Genomic DNA, 23,880 nt, shown 5'->3' with positions numbered 1-23,880 from the left:
TGGAGGACGTCGTTTCAGAAGCGCTGGAAGCCGTCGCGGGCCAGCAGCATCGGATTGCCGGCGGCGTATTCGAGGATCCCGTTTTCGCTGTCGATGCCGAGGGTCAGCAGGGTTTCCCAGCGCTCGGTGGCCGGCATGCTCAGGTCCGGATGGAAACAGATCGGCGCCTCGTCCCCGGCGTCACCGCACATGGCCGCGGCCCGGCGATTCAAGTCGCCATGGATCATCTCGACCCGGGCCGCGTTGACATGGGCCAGGCGTGCGTAGGTGGTCGATGCATCCGGCGTTCGCTCGCCAATGCTCAGCACCGGGTCAAGGAAGTGATTGGTGTGGGTGATCCAGCCGTCTTCGCCGGGCAGGACCACGGCGGTGCCCGCGGCGGACATTTCAATGCTCGCCGCCCGTGGCGCCGTATCACGGCTCGAGAATACGGTCAGGACGGTCGACGCACTGACCCGTGCCGACCGCGCCAGGGCAATGGCCTCTTCAACGCTGGTCGCCTCCTCCAGGATCCGTCGGGCAACGGCGTGCACCGGCACGCCGGCTACCGCGTTGTCGCTGGCGTGGTGGAGGATGTTGAAGTGCAGCCCGAGGCCGGCGCTGTTCACGCCGATCTTGCCCAGCATGCCGAACTCGGTGAACAGCTTGACGGTCATGCCGCAACGGTTTGTCAGTTGCAGCAGCATGCCGTGGGGCACCAGCGAATCGTGCCAGTCCCAGGTCTGGATGGTCTTGGGTGAATCGGCCCCCACCGGCGCGAAGACCGCTGTCGAGCATTCGCCCTCAAGCGAGGCAGGCATCACCGCGAGGATTTCCGTGCGGGCGTTCAGGCTCGCCAGTTGCCACAGGGGAATCCCGGCGCCTTCTGCCGTGGCTTGCAGTTCCTGGGCCAGGCTCGGGCTCCAGTCGGTGAGTGCTTGCAGGCTGGCTTCGCCCAGGGCGCGCACCTGCTCGGGCGCCACGCCCACCTGATTGAAAAAGTCGAGATAGAGCGCCACCGTCTGGCCGATTTGCGCCGCCCAGGTTTCGCCGATTTGCTGGCCTCGGATCTGTGGGTTGTGGGTGTCGGTGACGAAGCAATGCAGTTTCACGGAAGGGTTCCTTTTTACGTTGATGATGTTTGAGAGCACCAGGTCTCTGTAGGAGCCGGCTTGCCGGCGATAAGGATTTGGCAGGAAACATCGGTGTTGATTGATCTGCCGTCATCGCCGGCAAGCCGGCTCCTACAGGTCCCGGCGTTAGGGATTGCGGGTGTAGATTTCGCGGCCGGCGAAGAAGGTCTGCAGCACCCGGGTATCGCGCAGGGCCTCGGGCTTGACGGTGAAGACATCCCGGTCGAGGACGATCATGTCGGCCTGTTTGCCCGGCTTGAGCGAACCGATCTGTTCTTCAAGGCGCAGGGTGCGGGCGGCGTTGAGGGTGTAGGCCTGGAACATGGTCTGGCGATCGATGTCTTCGGCGGCGTTGAGCACGCCTTTCGGGCCGGTGCGGCTGACTGCCTGGTAGATCGCCTTCCACGGATCCGGCGTGGTGATCGGCCAGTCGCTGGCGCCGGCAATGGTCGCGCCGTGCTTGAGCAGCGAGCGGGCCGGGTACGAATACAGGAAGGCCATGGCGCTGACATAGGGCTTGACCAGGTCCATGCTCGACTCATCGGCCATGGCCCAATACAGCTGCATCGAGGCAATCACGTTGAGGGGTTTGAACCGGGCGAATTCCTTCGGGTTGACCATTTGCAGGTGCGTGATGGAGTGGGGAATCCCGCTTTGTCGATCCTTGCGCGCCTGTTCGATGCCGTTGAGCGATTCACGCACCGCGCGGTCGCCAATCGCGTGGATGTGCACCAGCCAGCCACGGGCGTCGGCAGCGCTGACCAGTTCGCCGAAGTGCGCCGGATCGATCAGCAATTCGCCGGATTTTTTCGAGTTCTTGTAGGGCTCCAGCATGGCGGCGCTTTGCGCCGGGACTTCCGCCACACCGTCGGCAAACACCTTGATCCCCGGCAGGGTCAGGTTGGGCACGCCGAGGAACTGCTGGCGGACCTTGTCCAGTTCATCGAGATCCGCCGGTGTGGCTTTCGAATCGGCCATCAGCAGTGCGGCGACATGCGCGGTCAGCTCGCCGCGTTCGGCCAGCGCCTTGTAGATCGGCAACACCCCCAGCGATTGATTGTTCACATCGCCGCCGGGAATTTCATTGGCGATGGGGTCCATCCAACCGGTGATGCCCAGGCTTTTGTAATAGTCGAGCGCTGCACGCGCGCCCGCCATCAACTCCTCGGTGGTCGGCGGTGGCAGCAGGGCCTGCACCGGGTACAGTCCGGCGTCGACCAGGAAGCCATTGGGCCGTCCATCGTCGTGATGCCCGATCGTGGCCTGCTCTTCGTCCTTCAACGCCTTGACCCGCGCGGCATCCACACCGGCACGCTGGAGCATCGCCCGGTTGGCCCACCCCGTGTGCAGGTCCCAGCCCAGAAAAAGAATCGGCGTATCCGCCCATTCGCCCTGATTGAAGCGCTGCTCAAGCGCCTCGACCTGGCTCCAATAAGTCGAGGGCAAACCGCCGACGCTGAGGAGGTCACCGCGTTTGGCCTTGCCGTCTTCGCGCCACTGACGCAGGCGCTTTTCCAGCTCGTCGAGCGCCAGCAACTCGCCGTCCAGATTGGCCTGACGCAATTGCAGGCCGCCCTTCACCGTGTGTGAGTGCGAGTCGATAAACCCTGGCATCAGCACCTTGCCGCCCAGGTCGACGATGCGCGTGCCCGGCTGTTTGAGCCGCAGCACCTGGGCATCGGAACCCACCGCCGAGACCTTGCCGTTTTCGACCGCGATGGCCTGCTGCAAGGGCTGGCCAGGTTCGGCGGTGTACACCCTGGCGTTGTGCAGGATGAGATCGACAGCGGCCATACTTTCCATTGAGGAACAGGCCAGAACAAGTGACGCGGCCAGGGTCAGAATCGGTTTCATTGGATGGCTCTTTATTTTTGTTGGGCTGTAGCCAAGACTATCCAAGCCGAATCGAGAACTGAATGCCTGCTCCCGCACAACTTCTGTGCCTATCAGGAATAGATAAATGGATAAAATGAGTGCCCTGACCATGTTCGTCGCCACCGCCGAACAGGGTAATTTCAGCCGCGCCGCCGACCTGCTCGGCAAGACCCCGTCCGCCCTGACCAAGGCCGTGGCCCAACTGGAGGAAGAACTCGGCACGCGCCTGTTCGACCGCACCACCCGGCGCATGGCGCTGACCGAAGCCGGTCGCATCTACCTGGAAGGCGCACGCCAGGCGCTGATGCAACTGCAACTGGCCACCGAGGACGTGGAGCAGTTGCAGCATGAGCTGCGCGGCGACCTGCGGATCACCGCCCCGCCCTCCTTCGCGCCGGCGTTTCTCAATCAGGTGTGCTGTCGTTTTTTGACTGCGCATCCGCAGGTCAAACTGGAAGTGGACCTGAGCGATAACTTCGAAGACCCGGTGGACGGTGGCTACGACCTCGCCCTGCGCGACGGCCCCATCGACCTGCCTGGCGTGATCGCGCAGCCGTTGGTGGAAAATCAGATGTTGCTGTGCGCCAGCCCGGCTTATCTGGCCCGCAAAGGCGAAGATGTGTCACTGGACAATTATCAGCAGCACGACTGGCTGATCTTCCGCCACCCGCTGCTCAACCGGCACTTCTGGTGGGTCAAGCAAGGCGAACAACGGATTCGGCTGACACAACCGACGCCGCGGGTGGCCAGTGACAACTTTGATTTTCTCCTGGCCTGCCTGCTCGATGGACAGGGCTTGCAGTTCATCCCGCAATGGAGTGTCGCACCCTATCTGGCGCGTGGCGAACTGGTCGAGTTGATGCCGCAGTACTGGCGCGAACCCAGTGCGTTCGGGCCGTGGATCTACGTGCTGTACCTGGCCCACCGGCGCAACACGCGCAAGGTGAAGGTGTTCATCGAATACCTCAAGGCGCATTGGCAACCGCAGGCTGGATGACGATTCAACGCGGCTGCAACACCAGCGCAAACAACTCGCCATGCCCGTTCACGTTGAGCTTGTGATAGAGGTTGCGCCGGTGCACTTTCACCGTCTCCGGGGAGATGCCCATTTGCTGGGCGATGGCCTTGCTGGAGAAGCCCTGGAGAATCAGGCGCGCGGTTTCGATTTCCCGCACGGTCAGGCGGGCGTCGAAGCGATCGAGCAAGGTCGCCAGATCGCCGGCCGGCGGTTCGGCGACCGGCCCTTCCGGGGGCAGCAAATCCAGGTGTCGGCGCATCGCGGACAGCACCCAGTCCCGCACGCTCAGCAGGCGCCCCTGATCCTCAAGGCCAAAGCGCGTCGAACGCCCAAGGGACAGGCCGAGCACGGCACCGTCGAGGTTGACCATGAATTGCAACTCGTCGCCACCGACCACGGTGCTGAAATAACTCAGGTAGTACTCGCTGTGCTGGAACTGGTCGGGGGCCACCGATTCGAGGCTGTGCAAGCCGTCGGCGATGCCGGCGCAAACGGCTTGATAGAACGGATCGAGCAGGTACATGCCGGCGCGGTAGTCCGCCAGTTCTTCCTGCTCGGCACTGTTGCCCTTGGCATCGAAATCAATCAGCAGGCGCGGCACGTGGCCCGGGCGCATCAGCGCCACCAAGGCGTTGTCCAGCGGCACCAGCAGCCGCAGGGTATCGACCAGCGCCCGCCAGAAACCGTCCCGCCCCACCGTCGTGAAGACCCGCGCCAGCCCCTGGTGCACCGGCAACTCTTTCAACAACGCGTCCACGCACTACCCCTTTTGAGTAACCCATGATGGGAATGGGTGAAGGCCACCCCGGTCGATACGCTGCAAACTCCTGATTACCACCGGCCGCAACAGGCCAGGAGTGCCGCATCATGAGTCGTCACCGCTTGTATTTCAATCTGGGGTTTGGCGCCTGTCTGGCGGTGTCGCTGTCGGCGCAAGCCGTCGAAGCCCCGACCGTGCACGTGTACAACTGGTACGACTACATCGGCCCCACGACCCTGCAGGACTTCAAGCGTGATACCGGGATCGCGCCGGTCTACGACACCTTCGACAGCGCCGAAGTGCTCGAAGGCAAGCTGCTCACCAGCCGCAGCGGCTACGACGTGGTGGTGGCCAGCAACTTCAGTCTGCCCACCCTGATCAAGGCCGGCGCCCTCGCCCCACTGCCCCGGGCGCAGATGCCGGACTTCAAGAACATGGACACCGATCTGCTGGCGAAACTGGCCAGCAACGATCCGGGCAACCAGTACGCCGTGCCGTATCTCTGGGGCACCAACGGCATCGGCTACAACATCGACAAAGTGCGCGCGGTTCTGGGCGACAAGGCGCCGGTGGATTCCTGGGACCTGGTGTTCAAGGAGGAGAACCTGGCCAAACTCGGCGAGTGCGGCGTGGCCATGCTCGACTCGCCGTCGGAGATGCTGCCGGTCGCCCTGCACTACCTCGGTCTGCCGCCCAACAGCACCAACCCAGAAGACTACAAGAAAGCCGAAGCGCTGCTGCTCAAGCTGCGGCCGCACATTGCCTACTTCAACTCGTCGAAGTTCATCAGCGACCTGTCCAACGGCAACATCTGCGTGGCGGTCGGCTGGTCCGGCGCCATGCTCGAAGCCAAGACCACCGCCGAGCAGGCCGGCAACGGCGTGAAGATCGCCTACAGCCTGCCCAAGGAAGGCGCGCCGGTGTGGTTCGACACCCTGGTGCTGCTCAAGGACGCCCCGCACCCGGAACAAGGGATGGCCTTCATCGACTACCTGATGCGTCCCGAGGTCATCGCCCCGGTCAGCGACCACCTCAACTACCCCAACGGCAACCGCAGCGCGACCACGCTGGTGGCCGAAGCGACCCGCAACAACCCGGCCGTCTACCCGTCAGCCGAAGCCATGGCCACCCTGTTCACCCTCCAGCCCCTGCCGCCGGCGACCGAGCGCGTGCGCACTCGAATCTGGAGCAAGGTCAAGAACGGCCAATAACACAGACACCACAAAACCCTGTGGGAGCTGGCTTGCCAGCGATGGGGCCATCACATTCAACATTGATGTTGGCTGACATGACGCCATCGCGGGCAAGCCCGCTCCTACAGGTGCAATCCACCTTTTCTGCCACGAATCGAAGATGAGAAAACCCATGAAACCACGCGCCCGCGACCTGAACATCCCGTTCGGCCAACTGCAACCCGGCCCGCTCAATGCCATCACCGACGTCCCCGGCGTGCGAGTCGGCCACTGTGATGTACGAGGACGCACGGCCAACGGCCGCGACATCCTCACCGGCGTCACCGTCATCGAACCACGCGCCGGTTCCACCAGCCAGCAACCGTGCTTTGCCGGCGTGCATGTACTCAACGGCAATGGCGATGCCACGGGGCTGGAGTGGATACGCGAAGCGGGCTTGCTGACCAGCCCCATCGCCTTCACCAACACCCACAGCCTGGGCGTGGTGCGCGATGCGCTGATCGTGGTCGACCGCGAGCAGCAGGCCGATGACGGGCGCCTCTACTGGAACATGCCGGTGGTGCTGGAAACCTTCGACGGCTTGCTCAATGACATCAACGGCTTTCACGTGAAGCCTGAACACGTAGCCCAAGCCGTGCGCTCGGCGGTCGGTGGCCGGGTGGCCGAAGGCAATGTCGGCGGCGGCAGCGGCATGATCTGCCACGAATTCAAGGGCGGCATCGGCACCGCGTCGCGACGCTTGAACAGCGCCCAGGGCGGCTGGACAGTGGGGGCGATTGTCCAGGCCAACCATGGCATCCGCCATGAACTGCGCGTCGACGGGTATCCGGTCGGGCGCTACATGGAACAGGTCGATTCGCCGTTCCTCAAGGCCTCGCTACCCCATCCGGGCATGGGCTCGATCGTGGTCTGCCTGGCCACCGATGCGCCGCTGCTGCCGCACCAGTGCACGCGCCTGGCCCAGCGTGCCAGCCTCGGCCTGGCCCGCACCGGCGGCGGCAATGAAGACCACAGCGGCGACATCTTCATCGCTTTCGCCACCGGTAACGATCACGTGCCACCGGCTGCGTACGAGAGCAAGAAAGCGCCGACCACAAACAACCTGAGCATGGTCAACAACGACCACATCAGCGAGCTGTTCCTGGCCGCCACCGAAGCCGTGGAAGAAGCCATCATCAATGCCCTGCTCGCCGCCGAAACGGCCGAAGGCAACGGGCATGCGGTGCCGGGGCTGGATGCCGAAACCCTGCTCAAGGCGTTGCGCCGCGCCGGCTGGCCGGGGGATGCGACTAGCGGTACTTGAGTGAAACACTCGGTCTTTTTAGGATGAACTTACGCAGTCGCTTGCTTGTGCAAGCCGCTGCGTAGGTGGTGAGTGAACTGAACCCCTACCAAGCTCACCGCCTGTTTCATGCGCATCTTGAGCCTCAAGGGCTCTACTTCCTCCCCATCAAAGAGCTTTGAGGCTCTTTTTTTGCCTCTGAAAAACCAACACAACGCCCGCTGTAGGAGCTGGCTTGCCAGCGATAGCGGTCTGACTGTCACACCCACGTCGAATGGACCGCCGTGATCGCCGGCAAGCCAGCTCCTACAGTGAATCGTCATTGGCACAGCGACCGCCACGCCGCCTGCGCCAGCATGTCCCGGTACGCCCTCGGGCTGCCCTTGACCCGGCCCGATAACCAGGCGCGGCAGTAACTGTCTGCCTGGCCGATGATCAACGACAGTATCAACTCTGCCGGAAAGTCACCCAATTCATCGCCGTGAGCGCCCAGCCATGTCAGCAACTGCTTGTTGCGCGCCTTGTTGCGGGTGGCGAGTTCGTCCTTGAACGGCCCCTTGGTGACGGCAAATCGCGCGTGGTACTGGAACCGCGCCCAGTCCGGCTGGCTATCGACCCAATCCACATAGCTGTGCACCAGCGCGTGCACACCCGCCTGGGTGGTTTGTGCATCCGCCAGGTAGCTGTCGCGCAAACGCGCCTGATCATCCAGGGCGGTAAAGAACAGCGCCGCCACCAGACCTTCCTTGTTGCCGAAGTGGTGATAGATGGCGCCGACACTGGTATCGCATTCGGCGCGGATCATTTCGATGGTGGTGGCCTCGATCCCCTGTTCGTTGAACAGGCACAGGGCCTTCCTGAAGATGTCGCGCTTGAGTTCGGCGCGTCGTCCGGGGTAGCAGCGTTCGAGCAGATCGGCGGTATCCATGCTGAAAAACAGTCCGGAAAAATCATGGGTGGAAGCTGACGGTTGCCAGCGAACAGGTGCCGCTAGGTTGACAGATTTCCCTTCGACAGAATACTGTTCCGTAACAGAACATTATTCTGTTAAAGAAGAATATTCTGCAAACCGTCATCCTCAAGAGGCAAAAAAATGAGTCAGTTCCTCAGCATGTTCAACAGCGCAGGGCCAGAAGGGTTCAGCAAAATGGCCTGCCAGGTGGCGCCCTACTTCTCCACCATCAACCCGCTGGTCCAGGATTTGCGCAAAGGCTCGGCCACCGTGCACGTGCCGTTTGCCCGGGAAATCACCAATCATTTGGGTACGGTGCATGCGATTGCGATGTGCAACGCCGCGGAGCTGGCCGCCGGGATGATGACCGACGTGTCCATTCCCGCCGGCGCCCGCTGGATTCCCAAGGGCATGACCGTGGAATACCTGGCCAAGGCCAAGAGCGATGTGACGGCGGTAGCCGAAGGGGATGCAGTGGACTGGACCACCGAGGGCGACAAGATCGTGCCGGTGGACATTCACGATGCCGAGGGCAAGAAGGTGTTCACGGCGCGGATTACCATGAATGTGAAGCTGGCTTAAGCGCTGACGGGGGGATCTCGCGAACAACTCAATCCCTGTAGGAGCCGGCTTGCCGGCGAAGGCGTCTGCAGCCAACAGCGCATGACGTGAGGCAGCCTTCGCTGGCAAGCCAGCTCCTACAAGGGATTTGGGGGTGTTGAATCGCGCAGGGTCAGACCAGGCGCAACCGGGGGCCAGACGCCGGTACCGCCTCATCACCCAAGCGCTCGCGCACACATTCATTGGCCTTGTGCGTCAACTGGTCCAGATGCCGGTCGCGCTGTTTTTCCGCGTCGGTCATGGCCCGCTTGCCGTGCTTTTGCAGCAGGTAGGTATGAATCTGCCGCACTTCCAGCGAGCTGTAGATCGACGCCACGTCCAGCAGCGCCATCAAGCCACCGGTGCTGTGGTCGCGGGTGTTCATCAACACCTGGGTCGCACGCACGCCCACCACCTGAAAACCCATCGCCTCGAAATACGGCACCTTGGTCACCGCGCAGGTCAGCTCGGCATGGGGATAACGGCCGACCATTTCCCGCAGCATCCGTCGGGCCACACCCTGGCGCCGATACTCGGCCTGTACCGCCATGTACGCCACGCCACACGCCTCGGGGTCGTCCTGCACCGGCAGGTACAGCACAAAGCCCAGCACCTTCTGCGGATCGTCTTCATCCGTGGCAACGATCAACTCCACGGCAATGCCTTTTTCACCGTTCAACGCCTCCAGGTACAGGTGCACCTCATAGCCGATCGCGTATTGATAGAGGTTGTACAGCAGGTTGCTGGGCGGGATCGCGACCATGCTGATGTCGGTCAGGTTGTCGACCACCATCTGCAGGATCTGGCTATTGATGTGCTCGGGGCACGGGGTCTTGAAGTGGCTGATCAGGGGCATTGCGGTGACAGGCTCCGGAAGGCAAGGGCCGCCTATCATACCGCGCCTGACACTTGCGGTCCGAAGGGTGATGGGGGTGTGGCAGGTGATTGGGGGAAGTGGGTGGGTCAAGGCCCCCGAACTTGAGGATTGCCACCCACTTCGGCGCTACAGAAAAGTCTTCAATGTTTTGATACAAATCAACCGCCCATACCCTCCGAGACTCCCTCGTGATTGGCGTAGCTCTTGCATCGACCGCATTGCGTACGTCAGCCACATCGGCGCGCCCCGAGGGAAACACCATGAAAAGCCTGCCTGACCTCAAACCGCTCGGTTTCAGCAAACCGGGCATCGCCGCTGTGATGCTGATCAACATCAGCCTCGGCACAGTCAACGCCGCACCGCTTGACGATGTCAGCTATCCGCCTCCAACGGATCCTTCGGCTTATACCAACCCGCCTGCTGACCCCCAGGCCGCGCTGGATGCCATTCTGACCATGCCACCCACCTACCAGGGCGCCATCGCCCTGCCCAATGGCATGTACGGCACCCGCACCACGCCAACGACCGACAACGTGCTGCAGCCAGCCCAGCAAACATCATTCAAAATCCCCACCAATGGCAAGCCCAGCCCATTGTTCGGGGCCCAGCCGTACACTCAGCAACTGCTGCTGCTCGAAGAATTCGGCACGGAAAAACTCGACCCCACACTGCCAGCACCGCCCCTGACGTTCCCGCCTCCGACCGTCGGCCCGGCCCCCGTGCAGGACCCGAACAGCATCGCCCGCAGCGGCCCTTCGGCTGCGTCGCTCGAAGCTTTCATGCGCCAGCCCGGGCTGTACCCGTTTCCGTCACAGTATTCCAACGCGCTGGACCGCAACCCGTGGCAAGCGCAGATCGAAGCTTTCCTCAACCGCCATCCGGTCGGCTCGCCGGCCGAGGGGCGTCCGCCAGGAAAAGGCTGGTCGCACCAGCGCTGGAACGAGTTCTACCCACAGGTCGCCTTCAAGACCGCTCAAGCGGGCGCCAAGCTCAACGGCGGCATGCGCGACCGCCGCCAGTTGCACAACTACGCCGTCGGTGAGTTCGGGCCGGGCGGCCTCTACAACCAGACGTCGGACGCCCCGGTCATCGCGGGCACCACCAAAGGCATCGACACGCGTTTTCACCCCAACATGCCGATTCAGAACCACAAGGCGCTCTGGACCTTCGACGGCACCTTTCCGCCAAAACTGTTGATGGTGCGCTACGGCCAACCGGTGCTGATGCGGCACTACAACGCCCTGCCGATCGATCCGTCGGCCAACATGGGGTTTGGCCTGCACACCCTCAGCACCCACGAACACAACGGCCACTCCCCGGCCGAAAGCGACGGCTACGCCAATGCGTTTTTCTTTCCGGGGCAGTACTACGACTATCGTTGGCCGGTCCAGTTGGCCGGTTACGACACCATCAACACCACTGCGCAGGATCCGCGCGCGGCGTTCCCCTGCGCCCCAGGTGAAACCCTGTTCGTCAACGATGCCTCACCAGGCCTCAAGACCTGCAACAACGGCAGCATCAAGATCCGTGGCGACTGGCGCGAAACCATGAGCACCCACTGGTTCCACGACCACATGCTCGATTTCACCGCGCAGAACGTCTACAAGGGCAACGCGGTGATGATGAACTACTACAGCGCCATGGACCGCGGTAACGAAGCCTTCGAAGACGGCGTCAACCTGCGCCTGCCCAGCGGTTCGGCGTTGCCCTGGGGCAACCGTGACTACGACGTCAACCTGATAGTGGCCGACAAGGCCTGGGATCAAAACGGTCAGCTGTGGTTCAACCCGTTCAACACCGACGGCTTCCTCGGCGACCAGATTCTGGTCAACTGGCAGTACCAGCCGCGCCTGAACGTGCGGGCGCGCAGCTATCGCTTCCGCATCCTCAACGGCTCGGTGTCGCGTTACTTCAGGTTCGCGCTGGTGCGTGAAGTCGTCGGCACCGGTGGCGAATTCCCCGGCCCGGCAGGTTCGGGTGTGTCCTATACCCGCGTGCCGTTCCACATGATCGGCAACGACGGCAACCTCATGGAACACGCCGTACCGTTCGACGGCAGCATGGACCTGGACGGTGACGGCGATGTGCAGGACCACAACGCCATCCTGCCCACCATGGGCATTGCCGAGCGCTTCGACATCATCGTCAACTTCGCGAAAAACGGGATCTCTGTCGGCGACAAGCTGTACTTCGTCAATTTGATGGAACACCAGACCGGCAAGGGTCCGGAGAGTGTACCGCTGAGCCTGGCCGACGTGCTGTCCGGCAAGTACAAAGCGGTGCTCAAACTGGGCAGCAAGGGGCTGGAATGGGACGCCGGCGACCCGGTGGTGGGCAAGTTCATGCAGATGGTGGTCCAGCCTTATGCCGGCCAGGACGTGAGCATGAACCCCGCCGACTACGAACCCGCCAAACCGGGTAAACCGGTCGGCAAGGTCATGATTCCGCTGACGGTCAACCGCGACGATCCAACGATGCAGGCCAAGCTCAAGACAGTGCGGCATCGCGAGTTCATCTTCGGTCGCTCCGACGGCACCGACCTGGCACCCTGGACCATCAAGACCGACGGCGGTTTCGGCTACCACATGGACCCACGGCGGATCAGCGCTGCGCCGCAACTGGCCAACGGCCCGACCGATGCCGGGTTCTCCGGCGACGGCACCCTGGAAGTGTGGAAAATCAAGAACGGCGGCAACGGCTGGAGCCACCCGGTACACGTGCATTTCGAAGAAGGCGTCGTTCTCAGCCGCGACGGCAAGGCGCCACCGGAATGGGAAAAATGGGCACGCAAGGACGTCTATCGCATCGGCGAAGGCATCGACAGCTCGCAGGAAGTGGAAATGGCGATCCGCTTCCGTGAATTCGCCGGGACCTACATGGAGCACTGCCACAACACCCAGCACGAGGACAACGCCATGCTGCTGCGCTGGGATATCGAGCACCCCGGCCAGTTCCAGTTGATGCCAACGCCCCTGCCCGGCTGGGACGGCGTCAACTACGTGAACTCCGCCGCGCTGCCAACCTTCCGCACGGGCGATACACGCAATAACGACGGCGATAACAAAAAACCGATCGCCAATCCCGACAGCGCCGCCAGCAACGGCCAACCCGTGACCATCAACGTGTTGGCCAACGACAGCGACCCTGACGGCAATGTGCCGCTCAAAGTGGTGGGCCTGGAGCAACCGGACTCCGGCAAGGGCACGGTCAGCACCGATGGCGTGCGCGTGATCTACACACCACCGGCCACGGTCCCCGCGCCGTTCACCGCGACCTTTACCTATAAGGCCGCCGATGCCAAGGGTGCGGAATCGGCACCGGCAACAGTGTCCGTGGCGGTCTCGGCAGCGGTCGTCGAGAACCTGATCGTCACCAGCGCTACCGTCACCGCCCGCAGTAACAACCGCTGGTATTGGGTGCTGTCCGGCACCACCTCGCGTGGCACGGGCAATACCATCACCGCGACGGCCACGACTACAACCGGTACGGCGAACCTTGGCACCGCCACCCTGACGCCTACGGCTACAGGCGCGCGCTGGAATATAGCCGTGACGACCGTCGGCAGTGCCCCCTCACCGAGCCCGACAGCGACCATCAAGTCGGCCTTCGGCAAAACCGTGACAGTGCCAGTGCACTAGAGCGGATTGATCGGCGCCCGGCCCATGCAATGTGGACCGGGCGCTTTTTTTGGATCGTGCGGTGGGACCGAGGGCCTTCGTATTGACTGTTACTACGCCTTCGCGAGCAAGTCGGATCGCCGCACCGCCGCTCCCACAGGGATCTTCAGAGAGCACAGAAATTATGCTCGACGCAGATCCCCTGTGGGAGCGGGCTTGCTCGCGAAGGCGACCTCCCAGTCACCGCTGCGGCGCCACCATCCGAAAGCGGATATTGATCTCGTTGGACACCATACTGTCCGCCCACTCGCCCTCGCCCATCTTGAAGTCGTCACGCTTGAGCACCAGTTGGCCATCGAAGATGCCGATGGAGCTCTCCGACTTCAGCAGCACCGGCACACTCACTTCCCGAGTGAGCCCGCGCAGGGACAGTTTGCCGGTGATGGTGTAACGGTTATTGCCCAGGGCCTTGATGGACGTCGATTCGAACGTCGCCACCGGATAAGTCGCCGTGTCGAACCACGCCGGTTTTTGCAGCTCGGTGTTGGCGTCGCTGCTGCCGGCGTCGATGCTCTTCAGGTCGATGGTCAGCGCGGCATGGGCGGCGCCCGGGTTATCGGTGTCGAAGTCGAGATTGGCCTTGAACTTGCCGAAGGTGCCGTAGATTCTCGAGCCCATCTGCTCATAGGTGAAACTCAAGGTACTGGCCTTGGCGTTGACTTCCTTGTATTCCACGGCGTCAGCGAACGGCGTCAGGCCGAGCACCAACGTGCCGGCCAGAGCGATGCAACGCGCGGATTGAAGGTTCATGGCACTCTCCGGGAGGACTCCCGTCTTGAGTTGGCGTGCCGCACACGAAGGCCGGCACCAGATGGACTAAAGCAAACAACCGGCGTTTATTCCACCTCACCCGTTGATTTGCGACCACCTGCCGATGACCGCCAGCGCTACCCGCACGCCTCGCGTTGCCACGCCCGCCGCAACAGGTCGATCACCTCGGCATCCGCAGTCTGGGAAAAGTCCATGTACCAATGGCCAATCGAAGTGAACCACTCGGGCATCAGCGGGCAGACCAGTTCATCCACCTCGCGGCGCAACGCCTCCACCGTCTCGATCGGTGCCACCGGCACCGCCACCACGATGCGCGCAGGCTCCTGCACCCGCAGCGCCTGGATCGCCGCCCGCATCGAAGCGCCGGTGGCCAGGCCGTCGTCGATCAGGATCGCCACCTGCCCCTTGAGCTGCACCGGCGGCCGCGTGCCGCGGTAGACCTGCTCGCGGCGCAGCAACTCGCGGCTTTCCCGTTCGACCACGGCGTCGAATGCAGACTTGGCAATCGGATGCACCCGCAGCGCCTCTTCATTACGAATCCGGATGCCACCGCTGGCAATCGCGCCCATGGCGTATTCGGGGTGGGACGGCACGCCGAGCTTGCGCACCAGCATCAGGTCCAGGCGAACCTTCAGCGCCGTGGCCACCTCGTAAGCCACCGGCACGCCGCCACGGGGCAAGGCCAGGACGATGACATCGGGGCGATTGGCGTAAGGCAGCAGCGGCTCGATCAAACGCCGCCCGGCCGCTGGCCGGTCTTGCAGGATGGAATGGGACAAGGGGCTCATGTGAAAACCTCCCCAGGCGATTGCGCCTGTCGGTGAGTCCTGCTCCCACTGATGAGGTTCCTGATTTTCAGTGTGCACAAGACTACAAACACCACCGTCCGTGTGGGAGCGGGCTTGCCCGCGAAAGCGTCAGCACAGTCAACATCTACACCACTGAACCACCACAACCGCGAACAGGCAATCAAAAAACCAACTAAACCAACCGCTCAATCTTCTGATGCTGCCACACCAGCTTGTAATACAGCGTCTGCAGCACCAGCATCCCCGGATACGCCACCGGAAACGCCATCCACACCCCTTGCAGCCCGAAGGATGGAATGGGACAGGGGCTTATGTGGCAGAGGCTTTTGTGGCGAGGGGGCTTGCCCCCGCCGGGCTGCGCAGCGGCCCCAAAATCTCATGACAAACTCAGATCTTTGTGAGCGCTTCGCACTCAAACGGGGGCAAGCCCCCTCGCCACAGGGTTCAGTGAACAGCCTCCCGACGCGTCCCGCCTACACCAACCGCTCAATCTTCTGATGCTGCCACACCAGTTTGTAATACAGCGTCTGCAGCACCAGCATCCCCAGATACGCCACCGGAAACGCCATCCACACCCCTTGCAGCCCGAACTTCGCATCCAGCAGATAGGCCGCGGGCAACTGCACCCCCACCACGCAGACAATGGAAATCGCCACCGGCACCATCACCGTGCCGCTGGCGCGCATGATGCCGCCGATGATCGCCTGGAAGCCGAACACCAACAGGCTCCAGAGCATGATGTGCAACAGGTGCTGGGCCATGGTCCGCGTCGCTTCTTCCGTGAGGAACGAGGCCAGCAGCCAATGCGACAGCAGATACCCAAGCACCACCAGACCACCGGTCAGGCACACATTGATCATCAACCCCGTGCGCAGAATCGGCCCCATGCGCTCGATGCGCCCGGCCCCAATCGCCTGCGCCCCGAGGATCGACGCGGTAATCGCAATCGACAACGCCGGGAACTGCACGTAATTGACGATCTGCGTCACCGCGCCATAGGCCGCCGTCGCCTGGGAACCGTGCTGGTTCACCAGCGCCAGAATCACCAGCTCCGACAGCGACAACACCACCATCTGCAACCCGGTGGGCAAACCGATGCGCAGCACCTTGCCGAGAATCGCCATGTCCAGCTTCATCGCCGCAAAGAACTCACGGTCCGGCGCCAGCGGATGGCCCTTGCCAATCAAGCGCCACGCCAGCAACCCCATCGCCACCAGGTTACCCACCAACCCGGCAATCGCTGCACTCTGAATCCCCATCGGCGCAAAACCCAACCAGCCGCGAATCAACGCCGGCGTCAGCGCCAACCCGACCATGGTCGACACCACCAGCGCCAACAATGGCGACAAGGTATCGCTCACGCCGCGCAGCAGTTGCGTGAACAGCACAAACACCAACAGCGACGGCATGATCCACAACATCACATGGGCATACGCCACCGCATCGTCCAGCACATCCGCCGGCGTCCCCAGCCCGACCAACGCCGACCGCGCAAACACACTGCCCACCACCGCCGCCGTCAACCCGATCAACACCCCCAGCAACAAGGTTGCCCCGGCAATCGCCTTCACCAGATGCGTCTGCCGCGCCCCCCACGCCTGCCCGATCAATACCCCCGCGCCGGCACCGAGGCCGATCACCAGGGCGATGAAGAAAAACACGATGGGGAACATCCCCGACACCGCCGCCAGTGCCTGGGTGCCAAGCATCTGGCCGATGTAGATGCTGTTGACCGTGCCGGACATGGATTGCAGGAAGTTCGACAGGACCATCGGGGCGAGGAAAAACAGGTAGGTTTTCCAGAGCGGGCGTTGGGGGTTGGGGGTTTGCATGGGCGAAGATCCATCTCGACGGCAGGAGCGATGATTAAGGATAGCGTGGGTGGCTGAAACCAAGGGGCGATGACCATCTCAGGTCTGTGTCTGGATTTCCAGCGACCTGAGGTGAAAGGTCTGAAGTTTCATCATCACGGATCTTACGTCAGCCTCGGAATTCCTCACCTTGCCCATGACCTTGATGAAGCTTATAGTCCGCCCCGTCGCCCAAATGGCGACCAGGTTTGGCGACCTGTTCGATCGGATGCAAAAGCACTGTGCTTTTTTGCAGATGCTGTTGCACCTACGCAAAGCTGTCTTTATGGCAGCTGTGCGCGGGAGACCTTCGGGTCTGCCGGTTTTCCGATCCCGGTTCGCCAACCTGCGTACAGCTGTCACCCATTCGTTTGGCGACGAGTGAGAGACAGTCAACCTTTACACTGATCGGAGTTTCATCTATGGAAAGATACATGCCCCTCACCGGAATCGACCTGGTTCCGGCCTCCCTGCTCATCGACACCCAAGCCCCACTCGACGTCCTGCAAGCCATGGCCGATTACCGTATTCGTACAGTCACGCAGGTGCTGGAAAACATCGCCTACCGTTCCGAGCTCGGTTGCGACACCGTGGTGCTGGAAGACTTTTCCAAGCTGCTGGTCATTCCGTTGCGCGATGGTTGTGACTTGATGGATGTGATTGGTCGGCGGCTGCGGGCGCAGGCGGCGGAGTAAAAAAAAACGGGTGCTCTCGCGCCCGTTTTATTGCTACTCCAGAAAGGGGTTACCCGTCAGCTTGATTCGAGGCCGCGAAAAACCAATCAGGCGAAGATACTCAATATGCCCATAACAAAGAGAAGAGCCGCCGGGTAGCGGCTCAACCTGGGAAACCTTCGATGATTTAAACGACTGGACAAGGGAACCGGACGGCCACGAAATGATGGCTACGGTCACCGTTCTCTGGCACCTGCGTTCAGGCACTTGGTGCTGTCAGTCAAAGCTATATTTGCCTTCGAGCATGAATGCCGGCTCTCTCCAGTTGGGTCCTCTCACAACTCCGCACCCACTATATTTGATAAACCCGGCATCACACATTTTATGGACAAGGTTCAATAGCCCTATGTTGTTCTCCACATGCGCCCAGTTAGCCAGATTATAAAGACCATCAAGCTGAGGAAAGGAAATACCTAATTGATTTTTGGTTACAAACAGAATTACTTCTTCAGGTTTTTCGTTAAGTACGATGGTTGCAATGATGCTCATTATTTTACCCCTCCAAGTTCCTTGTACTCTCGCTCCCTTTGCTTTTCATCCGCGTCTATAGCATCAGGTGTATAGAGCAGCTCAAAAGCATCCTTGACTTTGTAGTCCTCCAGCGTCGTGGCGTGAGTGTTGCTCCAAATAACACCGTCGTCATTCGGGCACGTTGGGACAAACCCATCCCAAAACAAAATACTATCGAAGCCTGAAGGAAAAATTGGGGCTTCCGTAGCTTGAACCTGCCGAGATTCAGACGTTATTAAAGGTGAAAAATGAGTAAGTGATTCTTGCATATAGCGCTCCATGCAGCATTATGAATTCCATATAACGGACAGCGCAAAAGCCATACAAAAACAACTTATAAATTTCAACACTTAAATATTAACCACATACGTCATGCGCGAAAAATCATATTAACCCAAACAATCTCTGCAGCTTCCGACAAAATCCTCCATATATATGCGAGCTACCAAAATAAAGAAACCGATTTATTTTTACGATGTTTTTCAAACAATGGCGAATGTCGTGTTCGGACGGTTACACAGGTGTTGGAGAGCATCGCCTACCGATCCGAGATCGGTTTCGACACGATGCGTTGTAGGTTTTTTTTCAAACTACTAGTCATTCCATTGCGCGATGGGTGTGACTTGATGGATGTGATTGGTCGGCGGCTGCGGGCGCAGGTGGCGCAGTAAATGAAAACGGGCGCAGAAGGCGCCCGTTTTTTGTCCGACGAGAAAAGTGGCTTGATAGACGACGCTAACCTTTGCCTCCGCTAACACTTCCACTTCCACTTCCACTTCCACTGCTACTCCCACTGCCACTGCTACTTCCCTGGTCATTGTTGACCTTGACCTGTGGCCCGACGCCATCCCCCGTACGGAAGGTCGGTAACGCCACCGAGCCCACGAATTTCACGCCGTCCCAGCTGGGCAATGGCGTGGGCATCAACTGGATCTGGCCCGGGTGCTCAGAGTCCCAGCGCAGCAGCATCGAGGTGTCCTCATGCTGTGTGTTGTGGCAGTGCTCCATGTAGGTACCGGCAAACTCACGGATGCGTATGGCCACTTCGACATTGTCGCCGCTGTCCGGATCGGGGCCTATCCGGTAGATATCCTTGCGCGCCCCTTTTTCCCATTCCGGTGGGGTTTTGCCACCTCGAGTCAGAATGACCCCTTCCTCGAAGTGCACATGCACCGGGTGATCCCAGCCATTGCCGCCGTTCTGGACTTTCCAGACTTCCAGCGTGCCCTCCCCCTTGAACCCTGCCGGTGTCGGCCCGGTAGCCAGTTGTGGCGCGGCCGAGATCCGCCGCGGGTCCATGTTGAAGCCTGGGCCGCCATCGGTCTTGATGGTCCAGGGCGCAAAATCGGTGCCATCGGAGCGGCCGAAGATAAAGGTCCGGTGCCGCGCTTGGGCAAGCCGGGCGATATCGGCAGGGTCATCACGGTGCAAGGGTAGCGGGATCATGAACCTGCCCTCGGGCTTGCCAGGCTTGGCGGGCTCGAAGTCGACCGGATTCATGCTGATATCCTGGCCGGTGTAAGGCTTGACGTTCACTTGCATGAACACGCCCACGCCCGGGTCACCGTTGATCCACTGTGGTCCGTGGCTGGTTTGCCTGACCACAGGCAGGTACCTCTCGGAAAGTACATCCGCCAATGGAATGTCACGATTGGGACGCTTGCCGTTTTCATGCTCCTCGATGTTGACGAAGAAAATCCTGTCGCCCGGCTTGATGCCGTTTTTCGCGAAGTCGACGACGAGGTCATAGCGTTCGGCAACCCCCAGCATCGGCAAAATGGCATTGTTGTCCTGCCTGTCGCCGTCGCCATCCAGGTCCAGGCTGCCATCGAACGGCACCGCGTGTTCCATGATATTGCCGTCGTTGGCAATCATGTGGAACGGCACCCGGTTATAGGAAACCCCGGAGTTTTTCGGGCCGGGAAACTCGCCACCATTACCATTGACCTGACGCACCAACGCCAGCTTGAAGTAGCGGGAAACCGAGCCATTGAGAATGCGCAGACGGTAGCGGCGGGCACGTACGTCCAGGAAGGGTTTGTACTCCCAGTTGGTCAGCACCTGGTCACCGAGAAAACCGTCTGTGTTGAAGGGGTTGAACCACAACTGGCCGGCCTGGTCCCAGGCCTTGTCGGCGATCGTCAGGTTGACGTCATAGTCGCGGTTACCCCAGCCCAGCGCCGAACCGCTGGGCAAGCGCAGGTTGATCCCGTCGTCGACCGACTCGTTGCCACGGTCCACGGCGCTGTAGTAGTTCATCACCGTCGCATTGCCCTTGTAGACATTTTGCGCGGTGAAATCGAGCATGTGGTCGTGGAACCAGTGGCTGCTCATGGTTTCGCGCCAGTCGCCACGGATCTTGATGCTGCCGTGGTCGCAGGTCTTGAAGCCGGGGGCGGCGTCGTTGACGAAAAGCTTTTCACCGGGATCGCACGGGAACGCCGCACGCGGATCCTGAGCGCTGGTGTTGATGCTGTCGTACCCGGCCAACTGGATCGGCCAGCGATAGTCGTAGTACTGCCCCGGGAAGAAGAACGCGTTGGTAAAACCGTCGCTTTCCGCAGGTGAGTGGCCGTTATGTTCATGGGTGGTGATGGTGTGCAAGCCAAAGCCCCGGTTGGCCGACGGGTCAATGGGCAAGGCATCGTAATGACGCATCAGCATCGCCTGGCCATAACGTACCTGGAGCAGTTTGGGCGGAAAGGTGCCGTCGAACGTCCACAACGCATTATGGTCCTGGACAGGCAAGTTGGGGTGAAACTGCACTTGAATGCCCTTGGTCGTGCCCTCGTTGGCCGGGTTGCCGTTGGTGTTGTGATAGAGCCCGCCTGGCGCGAATTCCCCCACGGCGTAGTTATGCCGTTGCATACGGTCACGCAAGCCGCTGTTGACGTGCGCGCCGGCTTGCACCGTCTTGAAGGCGTCGCGCGGGAAAAATTCATTGAAACGCTGGTGCGACCAGCCTTTCCCCGGCGGCCGGCCTTCTGCGGGCGAATCGACCCGGCGATTGAGGAAATCCTCGATCTGCGCCTTCCAGGGGTTGCGGTCCAGCACATTGGAGAACTCTGTCGGGAAGGGCGTCAATGCCGGCTGCCTGAGAAAGGCATCCAGCGCGGCCGGCGACGGGCCGCTACGCGCCACCTTCAAGGGATCTTGCGCCGGTGCCGGGCCCACCGTCGGAACCGGAAACGGAACGGGTGACGGTGGGTCGGCCGCGTTCAGTTTGTTCGAGCCGAATTCCTCGAAAAGCTCAAGCTTCTGCGTGAACGGTTGAGCCCCGAACACTGGGCTGGCATTTCCGTTGGTGGGGATGTTGAAGCTGGTTTGCAGATTGGGTGGCAACACGTTGTCCGCCAAGGGGGTCTTGCGGTTACCGACCACACCATTGGGCAGATCGAAGGCGCCTACGTTTGCGCGAGGCTGCTTGAGCAAGTCCCTCAAGGCGGCATTGGGGTCGGCGGGCTGATTGGTGAACGCCGACGGGTCGGTGGGAGGCGGTGGATCGGTGTTGTCGAGGGGGGCTGCCTGGGTCTGGGAAAAACCCAGCCCCAGCATGATCACGGCAGCAGAGATACTCAACGCCAGTCTGGTTTTGGACAATGCACCAGGATTCAACCTTGCGGTATCCAGTTTCATCGCAAACACCTCTGACGGGTTCTTCGGAGCGCGTGGCCATGCAGGTGCAACGCGCCAATACGCCGAGCCCGGCTGGCGAAATGCTTGATTTCGAGCCGGGATGTTAACGACGCAACTTCCCTGCCAAAAATGACAGGAGGTGACCAATGGCTCTACGCCATACCCCACTTGTCTGTTGGCGTTTGGCAGGCGGATGAAAAGCCGGGGTGAAAGCCCCGATGACGGGGAATTTTCCCCGATACAGGGTGCGATTAGGTGGGGTATTCGGGTCAAGAAAAATCGCCACTTTCTGAATGTATCGAGCAGTTGAATCCACCGCCGATCGCTGCTTGTGACGAGTGACTGCATAGACCGATATCGGCCTCGCCAAAGGCTCCAGCGCGTCCCTGCATGCGGGCCCCCTACCCCGCCAATTCAGCATTCCTTGCCTCTGAATCTGACATTGTACGCCCCTGCTCCGCCAACCCATCCAGGAATGATGGCAAACGGCTACACTCTTCAGGATTTCTCAACTTCACCTCGACCATGACGGCAACCGATTTGCCTCATGGTTCAAGCGATAAAAGGCTTGTCTTCCGGTATCAGTCCAACCCCAGCTTCTTCCCGGTTCGATTACATGGAGTCAGCGTACATGCCCTTCCCCCCTCGTTTCCTCGACCACTACCGCAAAGCCGACCGCATCATGCTGGGCCTGATCTGGCTGATGTTCGCTTTCGCGGTGGGCCTGGCGTTCTGGCACGACACCTTCAAGCAGGCGCTGTTGGTCGGTGGCGGTACCAGCCTGTTGTTGACGCTGTTGTATCGCGCCATCGGCGGGTCGCGGTTGATGCGCTGTTTGCTCGGCACAGGCTTGATGGTGATGGCGGCGTTGCACATCAATCAGGCCGAGGGTGTCATTGAGTCGCACTTCGGGATTTTTGCGTTGTTGGCGGTGCTCACGTTTTATCGGGACTGGCTGCCGATTCTGGTGGCGGCGGTGACGATTGCGCTGCATCACGTGGTGTTCCATGTGCTGCAGCACCAGGGTTTTGCGGTGTATGTGATGGCGCATCACGGTGGCTGGACGATGGTGTTCGTTCACGCCTTTTATGTGCTGATGGAGACGGTCGCACTGCTCTATCTGGCGGTGCACAGCCAGGCCGATGCGGTGGAGAGCCAGGACATGCTGGACAAGATGCTCGCCGCTGCTTCGCAGCTGACAACCGATCCCGGTCAGGGTGACAAGGCGCGGGCGCATGTGTCGCTGGCGCAGCGGTTCGATCAGTTCCTGATGCAGATCACCGCGTTGGTGGACGGTGTGGTGCGTGACTCCAATGGCTTGGGCCAGTTGGGCCAGGAGTTGGCCAAGGCCAGCAACACACTGGAGAAAGGCGCCAGGCATCAACTGACGGAAATCGCCCAGATGACCGGGTCGATGCAGCGCATGGGCGATGCGATGGAGCACATCGTGGTGCAGGTCGAGCATGCCGTTGAGCATGCCGGCCAGGCCAGTGTGCAGATCACACGCGGGCAGGAAAGCGTGAACCGCGCGCGGCAGGAAATCACCCTGCTGGCTTCGCGCCTGGAAGGCACCAACCAGACCGTGCAGGTGCTGGCCGGGCAGGCGCAGCAGATCGGTACGGTGCTGGAGGTGATCAGCAGCATTGCCGAGCAGACCAACTTGCTGGCGCTCAATGCGGCGATTGAAGCGGCACGAGCCGGCGAGCAAGGCCGCGGCTTTGCCGTGGTGGCCGATGAAGTGCGCAGCCTGGCGCAACGCACGGCGGTGTCGACCAAGGAAATCAGGACGATTATCGAGGCCCTGCAGCAAGGCAGCCGCAAAGCCGTGGAGGCCATGCAGGACAGCCGCGAAGGTGTGGAGCGCTGCGTCGAGGACAGTCAATTGGCGGCGGCGATGTTGCAGGCCATCGGCAGTGACATCTCACAGATCGATGAACTCAACGGGCGAATTTCCACGACGACCCGCGAACAATCCACGGCGAGTGTCGAGATTGTCGGGCGCTTGCAGTCGGTGCAGAGCATCGCGCAGAACACGGCGGATGATGTGCAGACGCTGGCGTCGAGCAGTCGTCAACTGCCGCCGATTGCCACGCGGCTGGATGCGTTGGGGCGCACGTTTCATCAGTGATGCTCGATCGGGAGGTTGTCCGCTGGTCGAACCGACTTGCTCTACAGATCATGAATTCCTATATTTGAGTCTATAGATTCATGAAAGGTATTGATC

Annotated in this window: 19 protein-coding genes; 8 read left to right on the top strand and 11 right to left on the bottom strand. The window is 61.1% G+C overall.

Translation table 11 applies throughout. The annotated features are described in order from the left end of the window. Window positions 1-14 precede the first annotated feature (14 nt). Window positions 15-1,091 (bottom strand): C45 family autoproteolytic acyltransferase/hydolase, encoded by a 1,077-nt coding sequence (locus AB7M25_RS11330; protein WP_454237299.1) that lies wholly within the window; start codon window positions 1,089-1,091, stop codon window positions 15-17. A gap of 147 nt (window positions 1,092-1,238) precedes the next feature. Continuing rightward, entirely contained in the window at window positions 1,239-2,966 is a 1,728-nt protein-coding gene (locus tag AB7M25_RS11325) for an amidohydrolase (protein ID WP_454237298.1), read from the bottom strand. Window positions 2,967-3,072: 106 nt separating this feature from the next. Between AB7M25_RS11325 and AB7M25_RS11320 the strand changes: the two genes are divergently transcribed. Then, window positions 3,073-3,984 (top strand): LysR family transcriptional regulator, encoded by a 912-nt coding sequence (locus AB7M25_RS11320; RefSeq protein WP_454237297.1) that lies wholly within the window; start codon window positions 3,073-3,075, stop codon window positions 3,982-3,984. Window positions 3,985-3,988: 4 nt separating this feature from the next. Here the strand turns inward: AB7M25_RS11320 and AB7M25_RS11315 are convergent, their stop codons facing one another. Beyond that, a complete protein-coding gene (locus AB7M25_RS11315; protein ID WP_454237296.1) occupies window positions 3,989-4,762 on the bottom strand; it encodes a helix-turn-helix transcriptional regulator in 774 nt (257 codons plus the stop codon). Window positions 4,763-4,872: 110 nt separating this feature from the next. Here AB7M25_RS11315 and AB7M25_RS11310 point away from each other — a divergent pair, with 110 nt between their 5' ends. Beyond that, window positions 4,873-5,976, top strand: coding sequence for an extracellular solute-binding protein (locus AB7M25_RS11310; RefSeq protein WP_429382923.1), 1,104 nt, complete (start codon window positions 4,873-4,875; stop codon window positions 5,974-5,976). Window positions 5,977-6,130: 154 nt separating this feature from the next. Next, window positions 6,131-7,261, top strand: coding sequence for a DmpA family aminopeptidase (locus AB7M25_RS11305; RefSeq protein WP_429382925.1), 1,131 nt, complete (start codon window positions 6,131-6,133; stop codon window positions 7,259-7,261). A gap of 298 nt (window positions 7,262-7,559) precedes the next feature. Here AB7M25_RS11305 and AB7M25_RS11300 read toward each other — a convergent pair whose 3' ends face one another. Next, window positions 7,560-8,168: a TetR/AcrR family transcriptional regulator gene (locus AB7M25_RS11300; RefSeq protein ID WP_429382927.1), complete on the bottom strand. Its 609-nt coding sequence runs from the start codon at window positions 8,166-8,168 to the stop codon at window positions 7,560-7,562. Between AB7M25_RS11300 and AB7M25_RS11295 the strand changes: the two genes are divergently transcribed. Beyond that, entirely contained in the window at window positions 8,167-8,337 is a 171-nt protein-coding gene (locus AB7M25_RS11295) for a hypothetical protein (RefSeq protein WP_454237295.1), read from the top strand. The genes AB7M25_RS11300 and AB7M25_RS11295 overlap by 2 nt on opposite strands. After that, window positions 8,334-8,774 (top strand): hotdog fold domain-containing protein, encoded by a 441-nt coding sequence (locus AB7M25_RS11290; RefSeq protein WP_104447706.1) that lies wholly within the window; start codon window positions 8,334-8,336, stop codon window positions 8,772-8,774. The genes AB7M25_RS11295 and AB7M25_RS11290 overlap by 4 nt, the downstream gene beginning before the upstream one ends. 151 nt (window positions 8,775-8,925) lie before the next feature. Here the strand turns inward: AB7M25_RS11290 and AB7M25_RS11285 are convergent, their stop codons facing one another. Then, window positions 8,926-9,648 carry a GNAT family N-acetyltransferase gene (locus AB7M25_RS11285; protein WP_429382929.1) on the bottom strand — a complete coding sequence of 241 codons (723 nt, stop codon included), beginning with the start codon at window positions 9,646-9,648 and terminating at the stop codon, window positions 8,926-8,928. Between the two features lie 281 nt (window positions 9,649-9,929). Between AB7M25_RS11285 and AB7M25_RS11280 the strand changes: the two genes are divergently transcribed. Further along, window positions 9,930-13,307, top strand: coding sequence for an Ig-like domain-containing protein (locus AB7M25_RS11280; RefSeq protein WP_454237294.1), 3,378 nt, complete (start codon window positions 9,930-9,932; stop codon window positions 13,305-13,307). Between the two features lie 219 nt (window positions 13,308-13,526). On the opposite strand, the gene AB7M25_RS11275 is transcribed toward AB7M25_RS11280, so the two are convergent. The 3 genes from AB7M25_RS11275 to AB7M25_RS11265 all read right to left on the bottom strand — a co-directional run bounded on the left by AB7M25_RS11275 (window position 13,527) and on the right by AB7M25_RS11265 (window position 16,758). Beyond that, window positions 13,527-14,096 carry a YceI family protein gene (locus AB7M25_RS11275; RefSeq protein ID WP_429382933.1) on the bottom strand — a complete coding sequence of 190 codons (570 nt, stop codon included), beginning with the start codon at window positions 14,094-14,096 and terminating at the stop codon, window positions 13,527-13,529. 137 nt (window positions 14,097-14,233) lie between these two features. Further along, window positions 14,234-14,905, bottom strand: a complete 672-nt coding sequence (locus tag AB7M25_RS11270) for a phosphoribosyltransferase (RefSeq protein ID WP_454237293.1) — start codon at window positions 14,903-14,905, stop codon at window positions 14,234-14,236. Window positions 14,906-15,399: 494 nt separating this feature from the next. Beyond that, window positions 15,400-16,758 carry an MATE family efflux transporter gene (locus tag AB7M25_RS11265; RefSeq protein ID WP_429560893.1) on the bottom strand — a complete coding sequence of 453 codons (1,359 nt, stop codon included), beginning with the start codon at window positions 16,756-16,758 and terminating at the stop codon, window positions 15,400-15,402. A 440-nt stretch (window positions 16,759-17,198) separates the two neighbouring features. On the opposite strand from AB7M25_RS11265, the gene AB7M25_RS11260 reads away from it, so the two are divergent. Continuing rightward, window positions 17,199-17,471, top strand: a complete 273-nt coding sequence (locus AB7M25_RS11260) for a hypothetical protein (protein ID WP_429517178.1) — start codon at window positions 17,199-17,201, stop codon at window positions 17,469-17,471. Window positions 17,472-17,726: 255 nt separating this feature from the next. Here the strand turns inward: AB7M25_RS11260 and AB7M25_RS11255 are convergent, their stop codons facing one another. The 3 genes from AB7M25_RS11255 to AB7M25_RS11245 all read right to left on the bottom strand — a co-directional run bounded on the left by AB7M25_RS11255 (window position 17,727) and on the right by AB7M25_RS11245 (window position 21,656). Next, complete coding sequence (locus AB7M25_RS11255; RefSeq protein ID WP_429560892.1) at window positions 17,727-17,999, bottom strand: hypothetical protein; 273 nt, start codon at window positions 17,997-17,999, stop codon at window positions 17,727-17,729. Then, window positions 17,999-18,289, bottom strand: a complete 291-nt coding sequence (locus AB7M25_RS11250) for a hypothetical protein (RefSeq protein WP_218480458.1) — start codon at window positions 18,287-18,289, stop codon at window positions 17,999-18,001. The genes AB7M25_RS11255 and AB7M25_RS11250 overlap by 1 nt, the downstream gene beginning before the upstream one ends. 466 nt (window positions 18,290-18,755) lie before the next feature. Continuing rightward, window positions 18,756-21,656: a multicopper oxidase domain-containing protein gene (locus tag AB7M25_RS11245; protein WP_454237292.1), complete on the bottom strand. Its 2,901-nt coding sequence runs from the start codon at window positions 21,654-21,656 to the stop codon at window positions 18,756-18,758. Window positions 21,657-22,287: 631 nt separating this feature from the next. On the opposite strand from AB7M25_RS11245, the gene AB7M25_RS11240 reads away from it, so the two are divergent. After that, the gene (locus tag AB7M25_RS11240; protein WP_429560890.1) at window positions 22,288-23,784 is read left to right on the top strand and encodes a methyl-accepting chemotaxis protein; all 1,497 of its coding nucleotides are present in this window, start codon (window positions 22,288-22,290) and stop codon (window positions 23,782-23,784) included. Window positions 23,785-23,880: the final 96 nt, after the last annotated feature.

The sequence above is a fragment of the Pseudomonas sp. AP3_22 TE3818 genome (assembly GCF_053628995.1).
The sequence above is the reverse complement of the archived record's forward strand: the minus strand, read 5'-3'. Positions and strand labels throughout refer to the sequence as shown.

Coding starts and splice junctions, on each gene's coding strand:
- AB7M25_RS11325 (WP_454237298.1), bottom strand. CDS start 2,966: ATGAAACCGATTCTGACCCTGGCCGCGTCACTTGTTCTGGCCTGTTCC.
- AB7M25_RS11320 (WP_454237297.1), top strand. CDS start 3,073: ATGGATAAAATGAGTGCCCTGACCATGTTCGTCGCCACCGCCGAACAG.
- AB7M25_RS11310 (WP_429382923.1), top strand. CDS start 4,873: ATGAGTCGTCACCGCTTGTATTTCAATCTGGGGTTTGGCGCCTGTCTG.
- AB7M25_RS11305 (WP_429382925.1), top strand. CDS start 6,131: ATGAAACCACGCGCCCGCGACCTGAACATCCCGTTCGGCCAACTGCAA.
- AB7M25_RS11295 (WP_454237295.1), top strand. CDS start 8,167: ATGCTGAAAAACAGTCCGGAAAAATCATGGGTGGAAGCTGACGGTTGC.
- AB7M25_RS11300 (WP_429382927.1), bottom strand. CDS start 8,168: ATGGATACCGCCGATCTGCTCGAACGCTGCTACCCCGGACGACGCGCC.
- AB7M25_RS11290 (WP_104447706.1), top strand. CDS start 8,334: ATGAGTCAGTTCCTCAGCATGTTCAACAGCGCAGGGCCAGAAGGGTTC.
- AB7M25_RS11285 (WP_429382929.1), bottom strand. CDS start 9,648: ATGCCCCTGATCAGCCACTTCAAGACCCCGTGCCCCGAGCACATCAAT.
- AB7M25_RS11280 (WP_454237294.1), top strand. CDS start 9,930: ATGAAAAGCCTGCCTGACCTCAAACCGCTCGGTTTCAGCAAACCGGGC.
- AB7M25_RS11275 (WP_429382933.1), bottom strand. CDS start 14,096: ATGAACCTTCAATCCGCGCGTTGCATCGCTCTGGCCGGCACGTTGGTG.
- AB7M25_RS11270 (WP_454237293.1), bottom strand. CDS start 14,905: ATGAGCCCCTTGTCCCATTCCATCCTGCAAGACCGGCCAGCGGCCGGG.
- AB7M25_RS11265 (WP_429560893.1), bottom strand. CDS start 16,758: ATGCAAACCCCCAACCCCCAACGCCCGCTCTGGAAAACCTACCTGTTT.
- AB7M25_RS11260 (WP_429517178.1), top strand. CDS start 17,199: ATGGAAAGATACATGCCCCTCACCGGAATCGACCTGGTTCCGGCCTCC.
- AB7M25_RS11255 (WP_429560892.1), bottom strand. CDS start 17,999: ATGAGCATCATTGCAACCATCGTACTTAACGAAAAACCTGAAGAAGTA.
- AB7M25_RS11250 (WP_218480458.1), bottom strand. CDS start 18,289: ATGCAAGAATCACTTACTCATTTTTCACCTTTAATAACGTCTGAATCT.
- AB7M25_RS11245 (WP_454237292.1), bottom strand. CDS start 21,656: ATGAAACTGGATACCGCAAGGTTGAATCCTGGTGCATTGTCCAAAACC.
- AB7M25_RS11240 (WP_429560890.1), top strand. CDS start 22,288: ATGCCCTTCCCCCCTCGTTTCCTCGACCACTACCGCAAAGCCGACCGC.